The organism is Bacillus cereus group sp. MYBK101-2 (assembly GCF_051918845.1).
In the GTDB taxonomy this organism is placed as follows: Bacteria; Bacillota; Bacilli; order Bacillales; family Bacillaceae_G; genus Bacillus_A; species Bacillus_A paranthracis.
Genome location: NZ_JBQAIE010000002.1, coordinates 584,394 through 606,640, shown reverse-complemented (window position 1 = coordinate 606,640; position 22,247 = coordinate 584,394). Strand labels below are relative to the sequence as shown.

Genomic DNA, 22,247 nt, shown 5'->3' with positions numbered 1-22,247 from the left:
CCTATTTATTTTTTTATTTCTTCCAAAAGTTAATCGTAAAATCTAGTTATTTATAATTATACTCTGAACACTAATATTTTGCAGTTATTTTTTATAGAAGATATGTTACAATTTAGCATGAGGTGGCACAATTCTATGAATATTTTTCTTTGTGGTTCAAATCAATTAACAGCATTAGATCAAGAAGAAATTAAAAAATTTTTAACTGACTATGCTCACAAACATAAAATTTACATATTATGTTATAAATCTATTGAAAATGAGGTACTTCGTTTTTTCGTTGAAAACGAAAGACTCGCTCAAAATTTATGCCTTTACACGCTACAACCGTTACAAGCATTAACAGATGAATTTCAAGAGGTCGTTGATTACTTAAAAAAACACGGAGCCGAGTATGTCGCTTTTGATCATCCTTCCGACTCCATTTACCGATCAGATTATATGTTTTTTGTAAAACAAATAATCGAAGATACCGATTTAGTTCTCTGTTTTTATAATGGGGACAAGCATACATCTGTCATTCCCGTTGACGTTGCAAAAGAAGCAGGAATTGATGCTGTTATTTATGATTTACCAGGTTTACATGAAAAACAGATGAAAAAAAACTTTGAACAAAAAATTCGTATGATGTAAAGGGGGAGGCACAATATCGTTATTGTGCCTATTATAAATATGATAATTGAACAAGATTATGATCATTTTATCGCGAGTTTTAAACAACAATTCAATATGGATATCGCTTCATATAAACAAGATAGAATGCGTCGTAGAATCGATGCTTTTATTTCGAGAAAGGGCTTTGAGAACTACACTAGTTTTCTAAGCAATTTACGTACCGATCAAAAGTTATTTTTAAGTTTTATTGACTATATTACAATTAACGTTTCAGAGTTTTTTAGAAATAAAGAACGTTGGCAAACGTTAGAGACGAAAGCACTACCAAAATTACTCGAACAAAATAACGGAAAATTAAAAGTATGGAGTGCCGCTTGCGCTGCCGGTGAAGAACCATATACACTCTCTTTAATTTTATCGAAGCATCTCTCTCCATTTCGCTATGAAATACTAGCAACGGATCTTGATTTTCATATTTTAGAGAGTGCAAAACGTGGTCAATATACGGAACGTTCTTTAAAAGAATTACCTAGCGATTTGAAAGAACGTCATTTCACAAAAGAAGATGATATATATTCATTACATCAAAATATTAAGCAACACGTCACGTTTAAACAGCATGACCTATTAATGCAATCGTTCGATACAAATTACGATTTAATTGTTTGTCGTAATGTAATGATCTATTTCACAGAAGAAGCAAGAGTCAAGCTGTATGAAAAGTTTAGCCGTTCTTTACGAAAAGGCGGTGTGCTATTTGTCGGTAGCACAGAGCAAATTTTAACACCTGAACGCTTCAATCTTCAGCGCTTTGATACATTCTTCTATGAAAAAATATAGAAAAAAGCAGGATGAATGCACCCTGCTTTTTTTTTATTTATTTACTACATTCATAACAAAGAATTGCTTGGTTCCGTTCATTTCTTATATAACTCGAATTAAAATAATGCAAACAACCCATATAAAGAGAAAAAGAAACGTCATAGACCATTTATGTTCTTGCATCGTTTTTTTCAACGCCTGTGATAATTGTGTCATATTCATTTCTGCAAGTGCTCTCCATACACTTGCATCCCGCTCTTTAGCTGTGCGATCTGTAACGCTAATTAAAATGGTTTCGTTAGACAATTTCGTGATATACGCAGTAATAACCGTTACCATTAAATTTATATTTCCTTCTGACGAGTCACTCTCCACGCTAGAGAGGAGTGCACTTACATCTAATAACGGAATGTGTACCTTTCTACCAAATGATAGTTGCACTTCAGCGAAATCATACGTTCCATCTAATAAAGGCAGTTCTTTTATATGCGCCTGTTTCACAAGCCCCTGTAAGCTTCTCATTACTTGTTCAAATATTTTATCTGTTTGCTTTCCTTCTCCAGATAATGTATGTAACTTTTTAAAGAGTTGTAATACTGTATCCATCTCTTTAGAAAGCATTTCCTTCATAACCTTTCCATCACCTAAACTCGCAAGTAAAATCCCTATTTCGTTATTTTTCGAAATAATTTTAGACTGTCCAGTAAACACTAGATTGCTATGCTTTCGTTCTTTCTGGATTTCATGTTCTGAAATAGCTGCAGGCTGTTTTAATGGTTGTAGCGTCTTATTTTCAATTGTCGTACGTTTAATTTCCATTTAAGCGCCTCCACTATGATGAAATAATTAGCCCCATTCTTTATTGCTCTTTAAAACTAAAAATAGTACGAATAAACCTGACATAATAGCAAATACATTAGAAGCTTGTATTCCATGGTCACTTTTAGTTTCTTTCTTATCTTCTGGCTCTTCTTTTTTTTCTTTCTTTTTCAAAATGACTTGATTGTTATTATCTTTATCTTTTTGAGCCTTCGTATTATTTACTTCCTTGTTGTCTGTGAGAGGCTCTTTTATAACATAAGTGATTTTTTCTTTCTCTTTCAATGGTTCTTTTATAAGGTCGTTTACTTTCTCTTCTTTTTTCGGAATTTGAACAACTGGCTGTTTTTCTTCCTGAAGCGGGATTTCTACTTTCGTGTCTTCCTGCTTCTCAGTTTCTTTCTTATCTTCTAGTTTATTTTCTAATTTATCTTCTTTCTCTCGTTCTTCTGTCTTTTTATCCTCTTCTGTTTTTTGTTCCAAAACAGAAACGACATACTCACTTTCTTCAACGAGTTTATTTCCAGCCGCATCTACTACCTCTACAAGTAGCTCGTATGTCCCATTTGGCAATGCATCCGTTATTTCAAATACTTTTTGCCATTCCATGTCGCGCTTATTGTAATCTAATAAAAATGTAATCTCTTTATTTTCTTTTCCTTTTAATGTAACACGAACTTCTTTCACAACCGATTCCACGTCTGCCGCCTTCACTCTTACACGTATAGAATCGCCTCGTTTTCGTTCGATTACATTCTCCTTCGCCTCGTCAATAGTGACTTTATGCAACTTCGGCATCTCTTTATCTATTGTTGGCGTTTCATTATTTATACGAATAAGTGGGACTTTCACTTCATTTTCTATAAGCTCTTCTTTCTCATTTTCTTTAAAACTTTGAATAAGCTGAAGGTTCCAATCACCTTGCAAATCAAAAATCCCGACCTTATAGTTAGCAATCCATCGCTTCGTCTCTTCTTCATAGTCAAAAGGTATCATTCTTTCTTGCTCATACAGATTACTGTTTTTGGGCAAACGCAACATACCTTTTATACTTTGAATATTTGCCTCTTTTGGCTCTACAATAATCCGTACTTCTTCGCCAACCTTTAATTCTCGCTTATTTATTGTAATAATCCCTTGATCCGTCTCTATCTTTTTTTCGGTTTCTTGTTCATTCTTTACTTCTTGTTGTTCCTCTTTATCTTGCTTTATTTCCACTTGTTCTGGCTGTTCTTGAACTTCCTTATTCTCTTCTTGTACATTCACTTCATTTATATTTTGTTCTGGCACATTTTGCTCTTCCGCCTGACTTTGCAGCGGGAAGAGCAAGCACACATGTATGCATAGCCAGCAAATTAGAAAAAACTTTACGCTTTTCATCTACTATTTCAACGCCTTATAGTGATTTCGTCACTTTTACTCCGAAAAATCCATCTACATTTACAAGTTCACCATACGCCACCAATACATCATTTACATAAATTCGAATTGGTTCATCAATATCTTCATCTAATACAACGGCTTCATTTTCTTGTAAACTTAATATATCTTGAATCGTTTTCACTGTACTTCCAAATACAAATTTCACATTCATTTCTACATTTTGTAGAATAGATGTATCCATATACACTGGCTCAATTTGTTTCACTTCTTTAAATTCAATAGGTTGTACAACAGGTTCTACAACCTCTTCTTCCATTTCTTCCTCTGCAATCTCTTCTTCTGCTTCCACCATTGGATATAGCAGTCGTCTTACCATTTCTTTCGCTTCTGAAATCGGTAAAATTTGATACATTTTCGATTGAAGCAAGTCACCAATTTCAAGGTTGAACGTAATTTGAACGAGTTCATCCACTTCCATTGACTCTCCCAAATATTCCATTTCTTCTTTTAACGTGACAAATTTGACGTCTGGTGGCGTCATGTCCATCTTCTCTTTAAACATTTCTGACATCGCTGTTGCCGCATGCCCCATCATTTGGTTCATGATTTCTTTAATACCGCTCAGCTCTAATTCACTAAGCTCTTTCTCTGGATCAATCTCCCCTGTTCCCATCATCATTAAATCTACCATTGTCAACGCAACATCTTTCGTAAATACGAATACGTTCTCATTCTTTAAGCCTTCAACAAAATCGACATTTAAAATCACAAAGGGTACCGGTACACCGTCATAATGACGCACATTAATCGCTTCTACATTGGGTGTACTAATCGTAACCGGCTGATTTAAAAGCGTTGATAATACCGTTGAAGCTGAACCGATGGAAATATTGGCAATTTCCCCAAGTACATCTTTCTCTTCTTGCGTTAACTGTTCTTTTTTAACATGTTCTTCTACATTCTCAGCTTCCGCTACTTCTGCTGGCTCGTCTTGCTCTTCTACGCCACCAGATAATTGTAGTAATTTATTTATCATTTGTTTCGCATGTTCAACTGAAACAATTTGTACGAGTTTAGAGTTTACAAGATTATCTATTTTAAGGTCAAACGACACTTTCACAATCGTGTTATTTCCAGTTATTTCAGAGATTTTCTCCATCTCTTCTAATAACTTTACGACTTTAATTGTCGGCGGTGACATGTCTACTGTATCTTGGAAGAATTCCGACATAGACGTCGCGGCAAATCCCATCATCTGGTTCATCGCTTCTTGTACAGCACTTAGCTCTAATTCGCCAAGTTCTTTTCCCTCTTCCACTTCACCTGTCCCCATCATCATTAAATCAGCAATAGATAAAGCAACATCTTGCTGAAGGACAAGTAGATTTTCCATATCTAATCCTTTTGTAAAATGAATATTTAATACAACATGAGGAACCTCAACATCACTTGTATCGTATAAATCCACTAACTCTACATGAGGAGCAGTTATACTTACTTGCCTATTTAAAATCGTTGATAATACTGTCGAAGCAGAGCCAAATGATATATTTGCAATTTCGCCAAGAATATCACATTCTTGAGGCGTTAAAAGCTCCTTTTCTTTTTCTAGCACAATTGTGCTCGTATCCCCTTTTGTGTGTTGCTCAGGCATTTTCCCTGCCTCCTCATTTTTGTTTTTCTATTAAATGAATACACTCATTACATTTTAACAAACTTATTACGTAAATCGTGAACATGTATTTATTTCCTGTTATATATATTAATTTTTTATATTAGTAGTTAACCAAAAAGCTCCCCAATTGTATACAAGTGGGGAGCTTTCCTTCATTCCTATTATAAACCTTCTGGGTTTAAAATGAGGACCACTCGTCCATCGCCGAGAATCGTCGCGCCAGAGAAATAGTTCGAACTCTCTGCAAAGAAATCACCTAATGACTTTAAGACTATTTCTCTTTGACCGATAATTGTGTTTACAATAAGCCCATAGCTACGATGTGTATTACGAACAATTAACACAGGAACCATTTGACTTTCATATGATTCAAATGCCTCATCTACTGTTTTTTCACCAAATACAGTACTTAAATGCTTCACTTCAATAATTTGATCACGATAGTTTAACACATCTTTTCCTTGTATGGATTGGATGTCTTCTCTCTTAATTCGAATTGCTTCAACAATATTACCAAGAGGTAAAGCATAACGTTTATCATTCGTTTGAACAAGCATAGATTGAATAATGGACAACGTTAATGGAAGTTCAATTCTAAATGTACTTCCCTTTCCTTCTTCTGAATCAATAATTAAATGTCCACCTAAACTATGAATTGTATGTTTTACAACATCTAATCCAACCCCGCGCCCCGAAAGATCCGATACTACTTCTGCTGTACTAAATCCTGGTTGGAAAATGAGATCAAACACTTCACGATCCGTTAATTTATTTGCCTCAGATTCTGTTACAACACCATTTTTAATCGCTTTTTCTAATACTTTCCCTTTATGAATTCCATTTCCATCATCCGTAATTTGAATTACGACATGATTTCCACTATGGAACGCTTCTAATTTAATTGTACCCGTCTCATTTTTCCCTGCATCACGACGTTTTTCAACAGTCTCAATACCATGATCAATTGCATTACGAATTAAATGAACGAGTGGATCACCGATTTCATCAATAACAATTTTATCAACTTCTGTATCTTCACCCGTAATTTGTAAATCGATTTTCTTCCCTAAATCTTTCGCTAACATACGCACCATACGCGGGAAACGATTAAAGACTGTTTCAATCGGCACCATACGCATGTTTAGAAGTACATTTTGAATATCTTTTGAAATATCGCCTAATCGATTTAAATGCTCAATTAATTCTTTGTTTTGAATTGCTTGTGCCAATTCATCTATGCGACCACGCTCAATTACACTCTCTTCAAACATGTTCATTAATCGTTCAATTTTCTCTAGCTGCACACGAATGGAACGATTCTCACCTTTAGCATTTTTCGTTTTTGCAGTGCTTTTAGTTGGCGTAGCACTTGCAGGTTGCTTCGCTGTCTCAATAGGTGCTTCCACCTGCGCAACTACAGACGGCTGTATCATTTCTTCTACTTGCGTAGCAACCATCGAATCTACTTCCTGTAATGATTCTCCTTGTTTCACTACTACTTTCTCAATTTCAGAAACGTGAAGCACTACCTGTTTCACTTCTTCTTCACTACGATCCGTATTCATAAATACTGTAAACTCAAAACCGAAAGCATCCGCTTCGATTTCTTCAATACTAGGAACCGTTTTTTGTATATCGCCTATATTTTGCAGTGCTTCAATACACATAATGGCACGTACTGCTTTTAAAATAGCTTGCTGTTCAACGGTTATATGCACTTCATGCGAAACTGCATCATCATTGTTTATAGACTCTTGCTCTACATGTTCCATAGAAGTTTCTACATTTCCGTTCAATAACGCTTCTAATTTTTGCTTCGTTGCGACTACATCAATATTACCCATTCCGCCTTGCTGCACATCTGCAACCATTTTCTCTAAATTATCAATGCACTCAAAAATCACATCAATAATATCCGCATGTACTACTATATTCCCATGACGAATTTCATCTAAAACGTTTTCCATTTTATGCGTTAAATCCGCCATTTCCGTAAATTCCATACTCGCAGACATACCTTTGAACGTATGAGCTGAGCGGAATATTTCTCCTACTACATCCATATCTGTAGGATTCTGCTCTAAAATTAGCACATTTTCATTTAGCGACTGTAAATGTTCTTCCGATTCTTCAAAAAATATATTTAATAGATCTGTTTGCATTTTCATCCCCTACCTGTCTAACAAACATTTCATTTATGTATAACAATTTAGTGTTTTAAAATGAGAAAAAAGGGGCCACACATCTATCCGTTATCACTGTTTTGATTCCTTGTGGCACCCCTTTTATATTAGCTATTTGCTACTTTTGTTAAAGCTTCGATTACGCGATCTGCTTGGAATGGCTTTACAATAAAGTCTTTTGCCCCGCCCTTAATTGCATCTAATACCATACCTTGTTGTCCCATTGCTGAACAAATAACAACCTTTGCACTTGAATCAATTTTCATAATTTCTTTTAATGCTTCAAGTCCGTCCATTTCTGGCATAGTAATATCTAATGTTACAATATCAGGTTGAAGTTCTTTATATTTTTGAATTGCCTCCACTCCATTTTCCGCTTCTCCGATTACTTCAAATTCAGAATTACTTTTTAATAAGTTTTTAATCATTGTTCGCATGAACATCGCATCATCTACAACTAAAATTTTATGTGCCATTCTTTTTGATTCTCTCCTTCTATGTATAAATATATCTTAATATTTCACCTTATCATTCTCACTCATTATACAAAATAAAACGATAAAATTTAATATTTTTTTAAAAGAATTTCTTCATTTTAGTATTTTATTACTAAAATACTAAAATACTATTCTTTAATATAAATGACAACGCGACGGTTTTTCTCCCAATTTTGCGGTGAATCATTCGGTACAACTGGCTTTGTGTCTGCATATCCTACCGCAGCTAACCTTTTATCCTCCACATTATACACTTCAATTAAATGGTGAATCATATTAGCTGCTCGTGCTGAAGATAATTCCCAATTAGAAGGGAACTTTTCATTATGGATCGGTCTACTATCTGTATGCCCCTCCACAACAATTGAGTTTGGTACGGATTGAAAAAATCCGACTAATTTGCTAATAATTTCTTTTGCTTCAGGCTTAACGTTCGCATCACCTGTATCAAATATTAAATTATCTACTATAACAACGCTTACCCCTGTATCTTCTCGATATACATTCACTTGACTAATACCGTTATTATCTACATATGCTTTTAACTTTTTGTACAAGTCGTCCATTCGCTTTTTTGAGACCATTTTTTCATCATTTTTTTCATGTGAAATATCTGGTATAGTATTTTCCATTACTTTTGCATCAACTTGCTCCGTATCACTAAACTTTTCAAGCATCTTTGACAATTTTACTGCATCCTGCTTTGAAGTAGCAACTAGTAATACAAAGAAAGTTAATAATAACATCGTTAAATCTGTAAAAGTCGTCATCCAACGAGGCGATCCCTTTTGCGGTCGTTTTATCATCACCATACCACTCCTTGCAATATTAGGCTGCTCGTTTTACTTTTTTTATCTTTGTTTCGTATACATACGTATCGAGTTTTAACTTTAATTTAGACGGAATTTGTCCACGATACAATTCTGAAATTGCTTCAATAACAAACTTCTTCTCTGTATATAAATCTTCAATACCACGATACACTTTTTCAGCAAGAGGGATTGCAATCATATTTGCAAGTACTGATCCATACAATGTCGTTAACATCGCAACTGCCATCCCTGTACCAATTTGCGATGTGTCTTGCAAGTTTTGAAGCATAATGATAAGACCAATTAAAGTCCCTATCATCCCCCAAGCCGGAGCGAAATCGCCAATTTTATCTAATAATACTGCCCCTTTTCTTAATTCATACACTTCCGTTTCAACATCTTTCATTAACACTTCTTTTAATTCCTCTTCATCGTAACCACTTAACATTAATCGAATTCCTTTTTGAATAAAAGGATTGTCCACCTGCTCTCCATCAACCTCTAAAGAAAGTAAACCGTGTTTTTTAGATTTTTTCGAAAAATCAACAAACAAATCCGTTAACTGTTCTAAATCCTCTTCTTTTCTATGTAAAACAGTAAAAATACTTTTCGTATATTTTTTTATTTCTCCAAATCGATATGCCACAACAATTGTCGCAGTTGTTCCCCCTATGACAATTAAAATAGATGAAACATCTAAAAAGTTTTTAAAAGCTTTTATTCCGCCTCCACCAAGCATAATTGCCGCTATCACTATGGCAAAACCTACTAAAATGCCAAATGGGCTAGAAATGTCAAACTTCCTTTTTTTTCTTTCTGGTCTAGCAAATCCTTGATTTTCGTCTCCCATATTCCTGCCCTTTCCTTTTCATTTTTATAAAACATTTTTTTATTTTAATAATGCGTTTTCACATATAATGCTTATTATACGCTCATCATCTATTTATCGCAATATACTCATAAAATTGACACATTTCATTTCCATATTAGAATTATAGTATGGAAATATGAGGAGGATCACGATGGAACATAACATTTTACAAGTCATTGCACTAGCAGAAAAACTAAAATATGAAATGCGACATAGCTGGCTTTCTAACGGACGTCAAGAAAGTGTTGCTGAACATACGTGGCGCATGTCTCTAATGGCCATTTTAGTTGAACCTTATTTAGATCAGAAAGTAAACATTGAAAAATTACTTAAAATGGTGATTATTCACGATCTAGTCGAAGCAGAAGCTGGTGATATTCCTGCTTTTGATACAATGAATAGTCATGAATTACAATTACAAAAACAAATAAATGAACAAGAAGCAATTTCAAATATTAAACGAACATTAAAAGGTTCTCTCGGCGAGGAATTATATGATTTATGGATGGAGTTTGAAGCGAAAGAAACGTATGAAGCAAAAGTTGCTAACGCACTTGATAAGCTTGAGGTAAAAATTCAGCATAACGAAGCTGATATTGATACGTGGCTGCCAATTGAGCATAAAATGACATTCCAAGTAGCAAAGCATACAAACTTTGATTCTTTCCTATCTAAATTACAAAAAATCATTGAGCAAGATGGTGAAAAAAAATTATTAGCTGCCGGCATTGACGTTGAAGCCTGCAAGCAATAATGAAATAAGACACTCAGTACGAGTGTCTTATTTCATTATTGTTGATACAGCCTGCTTGTAAATAAGTTGTTGTTTTCCATCAACTAACATTAAAACGGTAAATTTGTCTATGGCAACAACTTCTCCTACTATTCTAACGCCACTCTTTAAAAAAATTGTAACAATACCTTTTTCTTCTTTTATTTGTTTATATAGCTCTTCTTGTAAATGTTCCAAATATATCTCTCTCCTCTTTGTTGAATATCTTAATATAAAAAACTACAAATTATTTATTTATGTACTTTATCTTTCACATTCATAAACTTATTAATAAGTATATCTAAATCTCGGCTAAATAACAAAACTTTATCATGATCCAATCCATGTCTAGCAACAAGTTGAATTAGCTCTTTCTTTTTAGTTTCTATTTTATTTTGTAGTTGTCCCATCTCCATCTCTTCACTAAAACTCCCTTTTCCCATAATATTACTTGTAAAATTATAGTACAAATCCTCTCATAAAAAAATATAAAAATGGTTTTTTTTACAATTTTTATATTTTTTTATGAACAAATCGCGAAATATATAACGATTTCTTCACATACACCTAGCTCCATATACAATCAAAATGACCATACAGGCATTTGTCTAATTACAAAAGAGACTGGCTCCTTTTCCATACGAAAAACATACTGTATACAGTAGTCCATGAATTATATAGATTAACTTACTCAAAAGGAGGAAAACATATGAGTTATGGTGGAAGTTGCGCTGGTTTCGGCGGTGGATTTGCTTTGCTTATCGTACTATTCATCCTTCTAATCATCATCGGATGTAGCTGTTGGGGTGGCGGCGGATACGGATACTAATATATCCTATCCTTAACAAATGAACGAAAAACTATAAGAAAACAGCTCATATTTGAGCTGTTTTTTCATACTTTCGTATGAAGTTATGTCCCTCCTTTTTCTGATTTCAACTAATAAAAAAACGTTTACTATGAAATAAGAAATATTTTTACTTAGGAGGATTACCATGATTAAAGGTCTTTACGAAGCACATTTACCCGTCCGTAGCTTAGAAGTGTCTATACCTTTTTACGAATCGCTAGGACTAAAATTATATAAAAGAGGAGACGATATTGCTTTCTTTTGGATTAAAGAAAATGAAAGTTGGCTCGGTCTTTGGGAAGGTACAGAATACAAAGTAAATTATCATCCCTCTTTACGACACATCGCCTTTCAAGTAAGTTTACATGATTTAGAACATGCGATACATTGGCTAAACCAAAAAGGCATTTCAGCACGAAAAGACTTTGGAATGGAGCCAATTGAACCGATTGTTTTTCCAGAATTAGCACATGCCGCTGTATACTTTAACGATCCTGATGGAAATAGTTTAGAATTGATTGCACAATTACCTGTTGGACTTCCTTCAGAAAAGAAAGTGTATTTAAGTGAATGGAAAAAACAAATTCAAGCATCATCATTACATAAGGGTTGAGCTTTCGGTATCATTACATTACTATGTATGCGCATAGCAGGAGGAATCATCGTTCCACTTGATACGACATTACTTCAAACTTACACGCACGAAAATATGATTGGTAAAGTTTTTTCCTTTCATTACTCAATTTATGGTTCGCTCATACAGTTATCTATGTTCATTACAGGATGGCTATTAGAAATCCTTTCTCCTCAAATGATTGGTAGTTTTCTAGCTACATGTTGTATTTTTGTTAGTTTTATATGGCTGTTCTTGTATTATCGCGGGAAACTTAATGAAGAATCTACTATTACTTAATAGCATGTTTATGTACATGCTATTTTTATTTATGTCGAAATATAAAGGAAAAAGACGATTTATTTTCCTTATGTTCTAATTTTTTAGAATGTACAATAAATTTAGATTATAAGGAAGGGGATGCCATAATGTTTGACGATAGACTTACTATTTCAGCTGAACAGCAGAAGCTCATTTCCAACGCAACTCGTATTCAAATTCTTCACCTTTTAAAAGACGAAGCACTCACTGCAAAACAAGTAGCTACTAAACTAAACAAATCTACTGGTAGCGTACATTATCACGTTCAAATTTTATATGATGGAGGGTTACTTGAATTAGTAGACACGAAGGAAAAACGAGGGATTATTGAAAAATATTACAAGGCAAAATCTGCTCATTTCTATATTGAAGAAAGCGGCACAGAGGGAACGAATACAGGTAGTCATATTGTTTCTCATTTATTTTTAACGCCAGAGGAATTACAACAACTTACTTGGGAGGTTACACAAGTTTTATTACGCTGGGAAAACAAAACCGCTCGTCAATCAAACTCTGAAGAGGAATACGCTATTTCCTGCAGGATAAAAAAACAATGAAAGAAAGGTTCATCTGCTCATGAAAAATAAATTATTATTATTGTCGGGAACAGGAATTTCTCGTTTAGGTGATTTTATGTATCTCATCGCCTTAAACGTAATGGTGTTACATAGCACAAACTCTCCTGCTGCTGTAGCAGGATTATGGATTGTCGGTCCAATTGCGACCGTTGTTACAAAAATTTGGTCTGGTAGCATAGTAGATCGATTAAACAAACGGTCCATTATGCTTATCACAGATATCATTCGGGCAGCTCTCATTGGCTGTATACCACTATTCGATTCTATTTGGGCCATTTACATTTTTATCTTTTTGACTCGCATTGCTACATCATTTTTCGATCCGGCTTCATTTTCTTATAAAACAATGCTTATACGTGCTGAAGAACGCGCTCAATTCAACGCTTGGAGTAGCTTTTGTACAAGCGGAGCTTTCATTATCGGTCCAGCTCTTGCTGGAATACTTCTCACCACGCACTCAGCATCCTTTGTAATTTACTGCAACTCACTTTCCTTTCTACTTTCTACCATTTTCATTTACTTCTTGCCAAACATTGCATTACAAACAAAGCAAAACGAAGAAGTTGCAAATACTTTCGTACAAACATTACGAAGTGATTGGAAACAAGTTTTTTCCTTCGCTCGAACTGAAACGTACATTATTCTCATATTCGTTTTATTTCAAGCGACTATGCTTGTCGCTATGGCACTTGATTCACAAGAAGTTGTTTTTACAAGACAAGTACTGTTTTTAACCGATATAGAATACAGTATGCTTGTTAGTATAACTGGCGCTGCTTACGTTTCCGGTTCATTTCTTGTCTCTCTCTTTGCCAAACGTTTACCAATTCAATATTGTATCGGATTAGGGACAATTTTCACAGCAATAGGCTATGTAATTTTCGCCTTTTCAAATTCATTTATCGTCGCGGCAGGCGGTTTCATTTTACTTGGCATTTCTTCATCATTTGCTGGTACTGGCTTTTTTACATTTTATCAAAATAACATCCCGGTTCATATGATAGGACGTATCGATAGCGTATTTGATTCCATAAAAAGTTTTATCCAAATCTTTTTCATTTTAGCAATTGGAGCATCCGCACAATTTCTTTCCGTTCAAATGACTGTAATAAGTAGCTCGTTACTCATCCTTTTCCTTTCCTGTTTATTAGCAATCCGAGTAATGACGCCTTCACGAGAAAAATATTTTAAGGCTACAGGATCATCATTGGAATATTAACCGCAACATAACAAGCGGCGATTTGCTAGGTAGTAAGCCCTCACTGATTAAAGTTTTACTTTATGTTAAAATATTAATGAAACTTGATTATGTGGGGGGGCTTTTTTGAATACTATATTCATGTTCATTTGTATTATATTAGTAGCTTCTATTTTACAAACAAGTACCGGTTTTGGCTTTTCTATTATGGCAACACCTTTCTTACTCATGTTATTTCTACCACAAGAAGCTATACAAATAAATATCATTTTATCATTCATTATTTCTATATCACTCATTTGGAAAATAAGAATGGACATTGATTGTATTCTACTGAAAAGATTAATTTTCGGCAGTATAGTTGGTGTTCCTTTCGGTATTATCATTTTCACTTCTATTAACATCAACACATTTAAATTAGCAATTAGCATCCTACTCTTACTATTAACTTTGATGCTAATCTGTAACTTTAAGATTCATTCAACAAAATCTAGAGATTTCATAGTTGGCGGATTATCCGGTCTTTTAACGACAAGTATCGGTATGCCAGGACCACCCCTGTTACTGTACTTTACAGGAACTGATACAAAAAAAGAGAAGCTGAGAGCAACTACTTTAGCTTTTTATCTATTTATATATTTCATTAGTCTACTAACGCAAATACTCTTTACTGGCACAAACAAGACAATTTGGGAATCAAGTTTTTACGCTATTCCAATCGTATTTCTAGGTTTGTATATAGGTCAAATTATTTTCAAATGGCTTAATCAACGGATTTTTAAAATATTTACGTACATCCTTTTAAGTTGCACGGGCATATATCTTCTTATTGAAAGTTTGCATTCGTTATAGAAGGTGCTTTAGTATGTGTCATAACGGCGGATAAGTTTTCAATATTTTTAAACGTGATAACAATAAAAAGCGGCTATTATGCCGCTTTTTATTTTCAAATTAAATATTTTAAAACTAGAAGCCCACCCATCGCTATTACAAACACATTGAAAAAAATCAGCCAACTTTTTTCAAACTCTTTATATCTCTCTTCTTTCACCCCGCGTTGTTTTAGCTTCTCAATTACAGTTTTCAATTCTTGCTCATGCTCGGTACTTCCTAATTGTATATAGTTATTATCTATAGTAATTCCATATACATTCTTCATTTTTTTATGTCGCGAAACTGCTTGAATTGAGCTTATTAGCACATTGTACTCATTTATTTTTTTGAAATAACAATCTAACGATTTAATTCGTAATCTTGTATTTGTTAAAACAATGTAATAATAAAAAGTAGCACCTGCAGTTATTATACTTGGGATAACTTTAGAATTCACAAGGCTCCCCTCTTCCACTAATATTTCACATTCAATTTCTTCTCCTTCTTGTAACTCTTTCCGAACTGATTCTTCCAACATTTGCACCGTTAATTTCTTCAATAATTCTCCGTTTTTCACATAATACTTATCTACATTTATAGTCTCATCCGCTTCTTTCTCTAAACGTGTAATTTCTTCCTCTGAATATTGGAGCTCATTTAACATAGATAATAATCTTTTATCCATATTACACACTCCCTTTCCATAGTTTTTGAATTTTTTTCTTTCCACGAGAAATTCGATTGTATATATAATCCGCCGTTACTTTTAATTCTTTTGCAATGTCGTCAATGGAATATCCATCAATATACCTCTTTAAAAAGATATATCGATCTTTCTTATTTAAATCTTGAACTATTTCCATAATCTCTTCTTCTTGTTCTATGTCATACCTATCATGGACACTTGTATCTATCTCTACGTCTTTATCAATTTTATTCTCTTTATATACTTTCTTTTTATATTCCAGTGCCTTTAATTTAGTAATACCAATCATCCAAGATTTTAAGTTGCCCTTTTCTGTATCAAAATGGTCGATATGAAACCAAATAACAGTAAATACATCGTTATAACAATCATCCACATATTGTTTTTCAATAGGGGTACTTAATGATTTATGAATAATGTACAAAATTAATTTTCCATATTGATCAATCACTTCTTTCAAAGCATCTTGATCGCGTTTTTTCATAGCTATAATTAAATCCACTTCAGAATCGAAAATCATAAACATCTTCCTTCCTCAATTCCCCTTTAGCAGCTGCCTTTACTTACTATTGGCATTTCACTCTCATTTTCTATCACTTTTGTAAAATTTTTTTAATTTTTATGTATATGATATCAAATAAAATACCTAAGTTCAGAAAGGAGTATCTACATTCTGAACTTAGGTATTAACAATTAAATTATTCACTTATACTAACGTTTCATCACAAATCTCTGTTACATTTTTAAAGTATTGCAAGTTCTCCTTCGCTTCAGCTTCATTAAATAAATTGAGCTGCCTCATTATTTCAGTAGCAAATTCAACGTACGCAGACCCTACCGCTGTTATTATTTTTCCATCAACCGTTACATCTTTGTTTTGTTTATATTCCCATTCATGTAAATGAGCTAATTGTTTTTCATCTGATGTTAATGATGTTGAGAATTTCTTCTTATTCAGCACCCCTGCTGCATGTAATAAAGATGTTCCGGCACAAATACCCGCTATCCATTTATTTTGCTTATGTAATTTGTTCACAATAGATAACAATTGTTCATTTTCTAAATGATCAAAAATATGTCCGCCTGGTACGATAAACACTTCATAGTCCTCTATTTTAATTTGCTCAATAGAGACATGTGGTTGACACAAAAAACCGCCTTCTCCTGTAACTGTTTTTCCGTCTACAGTTGCTGTTATTATTTCAAATTGCTTACTTATCAAAAATAAACTCGCTATATTCACTTCAAATTCTGCAAATCCATCAAACAAAAAAATTAAAGCTTTTCTCATATTATCTCCTCCCCCTATACTTATTCGAAGACAATCACCTTTCTCCTCCAAAAAAAAAGCAAACCTGCATCACAGGTTTGCCTCTTTGCTCTCTTTGCTCACTTCTTATTAAATCCTTTTTCACTTAAAAACTCTTTCATATGCATTCTTTTTTCTTTAGACATAAACGAACTCATCGATTCCGTCCATGTTGCGTTTTTCTTATTTGATGATCTTTCTTTATAATACGCGCTCATCGTTTCATCGTATTCATTTAATAATTCATCATATTTCTTTTCATCATATCCATTTTCATGAAGGATTGCTGCTATCGGTAAACGTGGTTTCACTCCGTGATCTTCATCTGGTACACCGACTGTCATTCCGAATACAGGATATACTTTATCCGGTAAATGAAGCAATTCGCTCACTTCTCTCGGATTATTACGAATACCACCAATATAACAAATACCGTATCCTAACGATTCTGCTGCTAACGCCAAGTTTTGTGCGAAAAGTGAAGCATCTACTGTCGCAACGATAAAGTCTTCTACTCCTTCATGTTTTATCTCGGTACCATGTTTTTCACATGCCATTTCAAGTCGTTTTAAATCTGCACAACAAACAAAGAATGCTGCGCAATCTTTCACATGACGATTTCCGGATAACTCTGCTAGTTTCGCCTTTAAGTCTTGATCTGTTACATATATAACAGAATAAGCCTGTACAAAATGCGAGGAAGCAGCATGCTGCGCAGCTTGCACCATTCTTTCTACTACATCTTTCGGAATGGATTCTTCTTTATATTTACGAACTGAAACGTGTTGCTCCATTTTATGTATCATCTCATTCATGAAAATCACTCCTTTTTTCTCTTCCTATTGAAAAATTAACATATCTTTTCCAATATTCACAACTTATAAGCACAAAAAGAGCAATTCTTTTTGAATTGCTCTTTTTAAAAGATCTATTAATACGGTAAATGAAATTATATCGTCGATTTTTTCAATATATCAACGATTCCCTGCACTATATCGACTTACCGACAAATAACGACAAACTCACTCCGAATTATTCCTTATCTTATTACGCTGTTTTCAACACTTTAACACCTTTTACGATATTCCAAATGAAGTAATAAATCCCTACAAGAATGAATACTGCATATGTGATCATGATCCCAATTCCAGCACCATCAGATTGATTGAATCCTAAACCGTATATTCCTGATATCGCTATCCCTCCGAATAAAATTGCATATGGGAAAATATGTGACCAAAATGCTTTTTTCGCGTGATATTTCACTTCATCCTCTGCAACGAAGTACACGATAATTGGTAATAAAAATGGGGCAAAAAAGATACTAAAGTAACATAGTGAAGATAATATATTATTTCCTTTCATCCGATTCACCTCTAAATAGTTTTTGTTATCTTCATTATGTCAGGAATCCATTCTAGAAACTATCGCTTTACCTTTCATTAAGATGACATATTTGTAAGATTCCCCTCAAAAAATCCCGCCTATAATGCTAGGCGGGATCACTTTCACTATATTCGATTCATAAACCAATATTGCGTAATAGCTAAATACTCTCGTATATTCGATGGAATGACAATTCGCTTCGGTGTTTCGGCCGGAAGACCTTCTAATTGTAAACCTTGCTTAGCTGCTATTTTTTTCGCTCTAAACATGTGGAAATCGTTTGTTACGATCATTCCTTTTTTCATATTGTCCGGAATTAAAGGTTTTGAGAATTTAATATTTTCATCTGTACTCGTTGACTTATCTTCCATGATAATGCGGTCTTCTTCAATTTTTAGTTTCATTAATCCATTTTTCATTGCTAATGCTTCTGAAATATCTTCCCCTTTTCCTTTCCCTCCAGATACAATAGCAATTGCTTTCTCATGTGATTTCAAATACTCAGCTGCTTTATCAATACGATATTGCAATGAGTACGATGGTTTCGTTCCGTTCACTTTCGATCCTAATACAATGATATAATCAGCTTCATAGGTCGCATTCATTTGCCCATGCTTATAAATGTTATATTGTAAAAATCCCACATAAACGGCGCAAACCATTATAATTCCTATCATATACTTCATTATTTTTTTCTTTTTCATATCCATATACTCCTATGTTCTTTGCTTCTTTCATGATAATATCCATTTATTTGTTTGTATACAGACAAATTCCAATTCAACCTAATTTATCCTCTAGAAAGTAATATTTATATTTCTTTCGGGAACAGTAAGTACAACTTTGCACGAAGGAGTGTCTCTATTGCTTCTCTTTTTATGTAACGTATCGTTCTTTTTTATTTTATTTTTACTATCACTTAAGATGCTCGGTAAATCAGCTTTAGCACAACTAACTCCTCATGATTTTGGTGCTATTATCTTTTTATCTTATTTAGCTTTTCAAGCCATACCAGTCTCTGGTGCTTTGCAAGCTTTTCTCGGTATGGTCGTTATTACATGTTTGCATTTAATCCTTACAAAATTAAGCCTATTCAACAAACTAAATCGTTTTATTCTCGGGCACCCGATTATTTTAATTAAACATGGTGATATTATTTTTGAGAACTTACAAAAAAGTAGGTATCCCATTGCTGAATTACTTTCTAATCTTCGCGTCGCAGGATACCCAAGTGTTCATGAAATTGAATACGCTATTTTAGAAGCGAATGGAGCCATTAGCATTTTACCAAAGCGTGAACTTGTCCCATTAACTCCGAAAGATTTGAATATAGATGTTAAGTATGCTGGATTACCAATTGCCCTTATCGTTGATTCACAAATTCAATACGATAACTTAAAGTTAATTCATAAAGACAAAAAGTGGTTATATAAAGAGTTAAAAGAAAAAGGAATTACAAATATTAAAAACGTTGCCTTTGCTTCTGTTCAAGAAATTGATGGATCTTTTGCTATCAGTTTAAAAAAATAAAAAATCCCCTTACTTGCTCAAGGGGATTTTCTTCATTATATTACTTTTTTCTCACCTACCATATTTAATGGCACAGGATGTTTCATTCGATTCATCGTAAACACGATAATCGCTGTCAATACTTCAGCTACTGGCATAACGAGCCAAATTCCGTTTATCCCAAATAATTTCGGCATAATCCATAATAATGGAATAATAAATAGTAACCCTCGACTCATTATAATAAGTACTGATTTTGTCGTTTGTCGCACTGATTGGAAGTACTCTCCATATACAATGTTATAACCTAAAAATACGTATTGGATAAAGAACAAGCTAATACCCGTTAATGTTAACTCCAATAACTCTGGAGATTGGACATCAAATAGACCAATAATATATTTCCCAAAGAATAATCCGACAATTATTGCAACGCCTCCAAGTACAACTGCAATTTTCACTGCAAACTGCAATCCTTCACGAAGTCTCTCTGCTAAATTGGCACCATAATGGAAACTAGCAATCGGTTGTAATGCAGCACCTACCCCAAAGAATAATAGTAATGTCATTGCATGAATACTATTCACCATCGCATAAGAAGCGACTCCTACTTCTCCTGCATATTGAACGAATGCAATATTAAAACCAATCGTTACAATCGCTACTGTACTTTCTGCTGTAAAGCTCGGGAAACCGATTATCATAATTTGTTTTACTGTATCCCATTCAAAATGGAATTTCGTCCATTTTAAAATACTACTTTTTCTAAAGAAATGCGTTAATAATACAAGGAAACCAATCGCTGCTGAAAGAATAGTTGCTGAAGCAGCTCCTGTTACGCCCCATTTAAAGATGAAAATAAAGATATAGTCAAACACTATATTTAATACAGCTGTTACAACTAAACCTGCCATTGCTAAATTAGGATTTCCATCATTTCGTATAAATGTACTTAAAATATTTTCTAAAACGTATATCATTCCAAATGTTAATAATACGTGTAAATAGTCTAACGCATACGGTAAAATCACTTCGTTTGCACCGAATAAGTATGCTAAGTCTTCTATTCTCCATAAGCAAATCGCCGCTAAAACGCCTACGATAATGACTGCTATCGTCATGGATTGAGTAAAAATAGACCTTGCTCTTTCAATTTTATTTTCACCTAATGCAATGGAATATAACGTTGCCCCGCCCATCCCAATCCATAATGAAATAGAGAAGAAAATTGAAAACGCTGGAATAGCCACGTTTACTCCTGCTAAACCGTTCGCCCCAACTCCTCTACTAATCATGACCGCGTCAATTACAATATTCACTGACATTAATACCATTCCAAGAACGGCTGGTATTAAATAAGAAATAAATAAACTTTTTATTGGTTTTTCTCTTAATTTTTCTGTTGCTTCCATACTATTATGCTCCTTTTTTCAACTCTCTTTTCTTAGTTTAAACCTTCAAGTAACTTGAAGGTCAATAGAGAATTTAAAAAATAGGTAACTGAATTATATGAATGAATGTAAATTTGTAATCAATTCAAAGGTTTTCATCTTATTTTTTTACTACAGGAATTTGAATTTCTGTTACTTGCTCCTCTGGATTTTCTGTTACAGACCAATCGATTAATCCAATCTCAATCGAATCTCCATGTACTTCATAACCTTCTTTATCAATGTATGTAAGTAACTCCTTGTACGTTGCATCTGTTTCTTCATACGGTCCATGATGATAAGAACAAGCATATAAACCTTCCTTAATCTCATCTGAATTATGCACTTCATACGGCATATAATCCAAAAGAATAAACACGCTACTATACGCTTGAAACTCATTTTGCATGAATCCTTTTTTCGCCACTGTTACACCAATATCTCCAGAAAATAAACTATCATCCATTTGCCTCATATTTTTTTGCAACGAATGGATGTAGTACTCAAACATATCATCCGTCGTATTCGGAGCAACCGCAATGGCTGTTATTTTTCGCCGCGGGATCTCTTTTATTACCATTTGTTTAGCTTTTGCTTTTGTTGCTTCCTTAATCAAATGAATTCTATGCTCCATTTTCGCCAAAGCATACTCAATTTCTCTTTGTTTTTTCAACATCATTTCTTGTTGTTTTTCCAACAAATTGAGTGCGTATGCTGGATTTCTTTCATCAATATATTTCTTAATTTCCTTTAATGGAATATTTAATTGACGTAAAAACTTAATCGTATCTAATAGTGAAAATTGATCGATTGTGTAATAGCGATAATTTGTTTGTGGGTCCACAATGGACGGATGAAAAATTCCTTTTTCATCATAATAACGTAAAGTAGATTCCGCTATATTATGCATTTTTGCCATTTCTCCAATTGTAAAGCGTTTGTTTAATAACATCTTTTATTCCCTTTCATTTCTATTTATTTCATTATATGTTCATTCTGCCTTCAAAACAAAAAAGAATTCCCGT

Annotated in this window: 26 protein-coding genes and 1 pseudogene; 10 read left to right on the top strand and 17 right to left on the bottom strand. The window is 33.7% G+C overall.

Annotated features, from left to right (window positions below; all coding sequences use genetic code 11):
- Nucleotides 1–135 precede the first annotated feature (135 nt).
- Nucleotides 136–633, top strand: coding sequence for a hypothetical protein (locus ACTFSI_RS08480; protein WP_001020112.1), 498 nt, complete (start codon nt 136–138; stop codon nt 631–633).
- A 39-nt stretch (nt 634–672) separates the two neighbouring features.
- Entirely contained in the window at nt 673–1,455 is a 783-nt protein-coding gene (gene cheR, locus ACTFSI_RS08475; protein WP_138322227.1) for a protein-glutamate O-methyltransferase CheR, read from the top strand.
- Between the two features lie 84 nt (nt 1,456–1,539).
- Here cheR and ACTFSI_RS08470 read toward each other — a convergent pair whose 3' ends face one another.
- The 7 genes from ACTFSI_RS08470 to ACTFSI_RS08440 form a co-directional block, all read right to left on the bottom strand.
- The gene (locus ACTFSI_RS08470; protein ID WP_000403975.1) at nt 1,540–2,256 is read right to left on the bottom strand and encodes a hypothetical protein; all 717 of its coding nucleotides are present in this window, start codon (nt 2,254–2,256) and stop codon (nt 1,540–1,542) included.
- Nucleotides 2,257–2,283: 27 nt separating this feature from the next.
- The gene (locus ACTFSI_RS08465) at nt 2,284–3,636 is read right to left on the bottom strand and encodes a hypothetical protein (RefSeq protein ID WP_041184096.1); all 1,353 of its coding nucleotides are present in this window, start codon (nt 3,634–3,636) and stop codon (nt 2,284–2,286) included.
- 16 nt (nt 3,637–3,652) lie between these two features.
- A complete protein-coding gene (locus ACTFSI_RS08460) occupies nt 3,653–5,293 on the bottom strand; it encodes a flagellar motor switch protein (protein ID WP_044790353.1) in 1,641 nt (546 codons plus the stop codon).
- A gap of 182 nt (nt 5,294–5,475) precedes the next feature.
- A complete protein-coding gene (locus ACTFSI_RS08455; RefSeq protein WP_440045317.1) occupies nt 5,476–7,476 on the bottom strand; it encodes a chemotaxis protein CheW in 2,001 nt (666 codons plus the stop codon).
- 128 nt (nt 7,477–7,604) lie between these two features.
- Entirely contained in the window at nt 7,605–7,973 is a 369-nt protein-coding gene (locus ACTFSI_RS08450; protein ID WP_000940577.1) for a response regulator, read from the bottom strand.
- A gap of 149 nt (nt 7,974–8,122) precedes the next feature.
- Nucleotides 8,123–8,800 (bottom strand): OmpA family protein, encoded by a 678-nt coding sequence (locus tag ACTFSI_RS08445; protein WP_000596046.1) that lies wholly within the window; start codon nt 8,798–8,800, stop codon nt 8,123–8,125.
- A 22-nt stretch (nt 8,801–8,822) separates the two neighbouring features.
- Complete coding sequence (locus tag ACTFSI_RS08440; protein WP_000502136.1) at nt 8,823–9,656, bottom strand: flagellar motor protein MotP; 834 nt, start codon at nt 9,654–9,656, stop codon at nt 8,823–8,825.
- A 172-nt stretch (nt 9,657–9,828) separates the two neighbouring features.
- Between ACTFSI_RS08440 and ACTFSI_RS08435 the strand changes: the two genes are divergently transcribed.
- Nucleotides 9,829–10,431: an HD domain-containing protein gene (locus ACTFSI_RS08435; protein WP_000400760.1), complete on the top strand. Its 603-nt coding sequence runs from the start codon at nt 9,829–9,831 to the stop codon at nt 10,429–10,431.
- 27 nt (nt 10,432–10,458) lie between these two features.
- Here ACTFSI_RS08435 and hfq read toward each other — a convergent pair whose 3' ends face one another.
- Complete coding sequence (hfq, locus tag ACTFSI_RS08430) at nt 10,459–10,647, bottom strand: RNA chaperone Hfq (protein WP_000400661.1); 189 nt, start codon at nt 10,645–10,647, stop codon at nt 10,459–10,461.
- A 53-nt stretch (nt 10,648–10,700) separates the two neighbouring features.
- A complete protein-coding gene (locus tag ACTFSI_RS08425; RefSeq protein ID WP_002091864.1) occupies nt 10,701–10,919 on the bottom strand; it encodes an aspartyl-phosphate phosphatase Spo0E family protein in 219 nt (72 codons plus the stop codon).
- Between the two features lie 239 nt (nt 10,920–11,158).
- Here ACTFSI_RS08425 and ACTFSI_RS08420 point away from each other — a divergent pair, with 239 nt between their 5' ends.
- The 6 genes and pseudogenes from ACTFSI_RS08420 (at nt 11,159) to ACTFSI_RS08395 (ending at nt 14,861) form a co-directional block, all read left to right on the top strand.
- Nucleotides 11,159–11,278, top strand: coding sequence for a YjcZ family sporulation protein (locus ACTFSI_RS08420; RefSeq protein WP_000120179.1), 120 nt, complete (start codon nt 11,159–11,161; stop codon nt 11,276–11,278).
- Between the two features lie 166 nt (nt 11,279–11,444).
- A complete protein-coding gene (locus tag ACTFSI_RS08415) occupies nt 11,445–11,912 on the top strand; it encodes a VOC family protein (RefSeq protein WP_000589717.1) in 468 nt (155 codons plus the stop codon).
- 3 nt (nt 11,913–11,915) lie between these two features.
- Nucleotides 11,916–12,212: pseudogene (locus ACTFSI_RS08410) on the top strand (MFS transporter); the annotation flags it as partial.
- Between the two features lie 128 nt (nt 12,213–12,340).
- Nucleotides 12,341–12,790, top strand: a complete 450-nt coding sequence (locus ACTFSI_RS08405) for an ArsR/SmtB family transcription factor (protein ID WP_000459093.1) — start codon at nt 12,341–12,343, stop codon at nt 12,788–12,790.
- A gap of 19 nt (nt 12,791–12,809) precedes the next feature.
- Nucleotides 12,810–14,030, top strand: a complete 1,221-nt coding sequence (locus ACTFSI_RS08400; protein ID WP_000791686.1) for an MFS transporter — start codon at nt 12,810–12,812, stop codon at nt 14,028–14,030.
- Between the two features lie 105 nt (nt 14,031–14,135).
- Nucleotides 14,136–14,861 carry a sulfite exporter TauE/SafE family protein gene (locus ACTFSI_RS08395; protein ID WP_080776358.1) on the top strand — a complete coding sequence of 242 codons (726 nt, stop codon included), beginning with the start codon at nt 14,136–14,138 and terminating at the stop codon, nt 14,859–14,861.
- Between the two features lie 94 nt (nt 14,862–14,955).
- Here ACTFSI_RS08395 and ACTFSI_RS08390 read toward each other — a convergent pair whose 3' ends face one another.
- From ACTFSI_RS08390 to ACTFSI_RS08365, 6 genes are all read right to left on the bottom strand, one after another.
- On the bottom strand, nt 14,956–15,567 hold the full coding sequence (locus ACTFSI_RS08390; protein WP_000361348.1) for a flagellar motor switch protein FliG: 612 nt from the start codon (nt 15,565–15,567) through the stop codon (nt 14,956–14,958).
- A gap of 1 nt (nt 15,568) precedes the next feature.
- A complete protein-coding gene (locus ACTFSI_RS08385; RefSeq protein ID WP_440045316.1) occupies nt 15,569–16,114 on the bottom strand; it encodes a sigma-70 family RNA polymerase sigma factor in 546 nt (181 codons plus the stop codon).
- A gap of 180 nt (nt 16,115–16,294) precedes the next feature.
- Entirely contained in the window at nt 16,295–16,879 is a 585-nt protein-coding gene (locus ACTFSI_RS08380; protein ID WP_001224003.1) for a type 1 glutamine amidotransferase family protein, read from the bottom strand.
- 98 nt (nt 16,880–16,977) lie between these two features.
- Nucleotides 16,978–17,712: an oxygen-insensitive NADPH nitroreductase gene (gene nfsA, locus ACTFSI_RS08375; protein WP_001004534.1), complete on the bottom strand. Its 735-nt coding sequence runs from the start codon at nt 17,710–17,712 to the stop codon at nt 16,978–16,980.
- 232 nt (nt 17,713–17,944) lie between these two features.
- Nucleotides 17,945–18,262: a DUF4870 domain-containing protein gene (locus ACTFSI_RS08370; protein WP_000678037.1), complete on the bottom strand. Its 318-nt coding sequence runs from the start codon at nt 18,260–18,262 to the stop codon at nt 17,945–17,947.
- Between the two features lie 146 nt (nt 18,263–18,408).
- Nucleotides 18,409–18,960, bottom strand: a complete 552-nt coding sequence (locus ACTFSI_RS08365; protein ID WP_306821671.1) for a YdcF family protein — start codon at nt 18,958–18,960, stop codon at nt 18,409–18,411.
- Between the two features lie 187 nt (nt 18,961–19,147).
- Here ACTFSI_RS08365 and ACTFSI_RS08360 point away from each other — a divergent pair, with 187 nt between their 5' ends.
- Nucleotides 19,148–19,813 carry a DUF421 domain-containing protein gene (locus ACTFSI_RS08360; RefSeq protein ID WP_000923934.1) on the top strand — a complete coding sequence of 222 codons (666 nt, stop codon included), beginning with the start codon at nt 19,148–19,150 and terminating at the stop codon, nt 19,811–19,813.
- A gap of 35 nt (nt 19,814–19,848) precedes the next feature.
- Here the strand turns inward: ACTFSI_RS08360 and ACTFSI_RS08355 are convergent, their stop codons facing one another.
- A complete protein-coding gene (locus ACTFSI_RS08355; RefSeq protein ID WP_000388376.1) occupies nt 19,849–21,204 on the bottom strand; it encodes an MATE family efflux transporter in 1,356 nt (451 codons plus the stop codon).
- Between the two features lie 139 nt (nt 21,205–21,343).
- Nucleotides 21,344–22,174 (bottom strand): MerR family transcriptional regulator, encoded by an 831-nt coding sequence (locus ACTFSI_RS08350; RefSeq protein WP_000925927.1) that lies wholly within the window; start codon nt 22,172–22,174, stop codon nt 21,344–21,346.
- Between the last annotated feature and the right edge of the window lie 73 nt (nt 22,175–22,247).

What these genes read in the sequence shown, in the direction of transcription:
- ACTFSI_RS08480 (WP_001020112.1), top strand. Translation starts at nt 136, where the DNA reads ATGAATATTTTTCTTTGTGGTTCAAATCAATTAACAGCATTAGATCAA.
- cheR (WP_138322227.1), top strand. Translation starts at nt 673, where the DNA reads ATGATAATTGAACAAGATTATGATCATTTTATCGCGAGTTTTAAACAA.
- ACTFSI_RS08470 (WP_000403975.1), bottom strand. Translation starts at nt 2,256, where the DNA reads ATGGAAATTAAACGTACGACAATTGAAAATAAGACGCTACAACCATTA.
- ACTFSI_RS08465 (WP_041184096.1), bottom strand. Translation starts at nt 3,636, where the DNA reads ATGAAAAGCGTAAAGTTTTTTCTAATTTGCTGGCTATGCATACATGTG.
- ACTFSI_RS08460 (WP_044790353.1), bottom strand. Translation starts at nt 5,293, where the DNA reads ATGCCTGAGCAACACACAAAAGGGGATACGAGCACAATTGTGCTAGAA.
- ACTFSI_RS08455 (WP_440045317.1), bottom strand. Translation starts at nt 7,476, where the DNA reads ATGCAAACAGATCTATTAAATATATTTTTTGAAGAATCGGAAGAACAT.
- ACTFSI_RS08450 (WP_000940577.1), bottom strand. Translation starts at nt 7,973, where the DNA reads ATGGCACATAAAATTTTAGTTGTAGATGATGCGATGTTCATGCGAACA.
- ACTFSI_RS08445 (WP_000596046.1), bottom strand. Translation starts at nt 8,800, where the DNA reads ATGATAAAACGACCGCAAAAGGGATCGCCTCGTTGGATGACGACTTTT.
- ACTFSI_RS08440 (WP_000502136.1), bottom strand. Translation starts at nt 9,656, where the DNA reads ATGGGAGACGAAAATCAAGGATTTGCTAGACCAGAAAGAAAAAAAAGG.
- ACTFSI_RS08435 (WP_000400760.1), top strand. Translation starts at nt 9,829, where the DNA reads ATGGAACATAACATTTTACAAGTCATTGCACTAGCAGAAAAACTAAAA.
- ACTFSI_RS08420 (WP_000120179.1), top strand. Translation starts at nt 11,159, where the DNA reads ATGAGTTATGGTGGAAGTTGCGCTGGTTTCGGCGGTGGATTTGCTTTG.
- ACTFSI_RS08415 (WP_000589717.1), top strand. Translation starts at nt 11,445, where the DNA reads ATGATTAAAGGTCTTTACGAAGCACATTTACCCGTCCGTAGCTTAGAA.
- ACTFSI_RS08405 (WP_000459093.1), top strand. Translation starts at nt 12,341, where the DNA reads ATGTTTGACGATAGACTTACTATTTCAGCTGAACAGCAGAAGCTCATT.
- ACTFSI_RS08400 (WP_000791686.1), top strand. Translation starts at nt 12,810, where the DNA reads ATGAAAAATAAATTATTATTATTGTCGGGAACAGGAATTTCTCGTTTA.
- ACTFSI_RS08390 (WP_000361348.1), bottom strand. Translation starts at nt 15,567, where the DNA reads ATGGATAAAAGATTATTATCTATGTTAAATGAGCTCCAATATTCAGAG.
- ACTFSI_RS08385 (WP_440045316.1), bottom strand. Translation starts at nt 16,114, where the DNA reads ATGTTTATGATTTTCGATTCTGAAGTGGATTTAATTATAGCTATGAAA.
- ACTFSI_RS08380 (WP_001224003.1), bottom strand. Translation starts at nt 16,879, where the DNA reads ATGAGAAAAGCTTTAATTTTTTTGTTTGATGGATTTGCAGAATTTGAA.
- nfsA (WP_001004534.1), bottom strand. Translation starts at nt 17,712, where the DNA reads ATGAATGAGATGATACATAAAATGGAGCAACACGTTTCAGTTCGTAAA.
- ACTFSI_RS08370 (WP_000678037.1), bottom strand. Translation starts at nt 18,262, where the DNA reads ATGAAAGGAAATAATATATTATCTTCACTATGTTACTTTAGTATCTTT.
- ACTFSI_RS08365 (WP_306821671.1), bottom strand. Translation starts at nt 18,960, where the DNA reads ATGATAGGAATTATAATGGTTTGCGCCGTTTATGTGGGATTTTTACAA.
- ACTFSI_RS08355 (WP_000388376.1), bottom strand. Translation starts at nt 21,204, where the DNA reads ATGGAAGCAACAGAAAAATTAAGAGAAAAACCAATAAAAAGTTTATTT.
- ACTFSI_RS08350 (WP_000925927.1), bottom strand. Translation starts at nt 22,174, where the DNA reads ATGTTATTAAACAAACGCTTTACAATTGGAGAAATGGCAAAAATGCAT.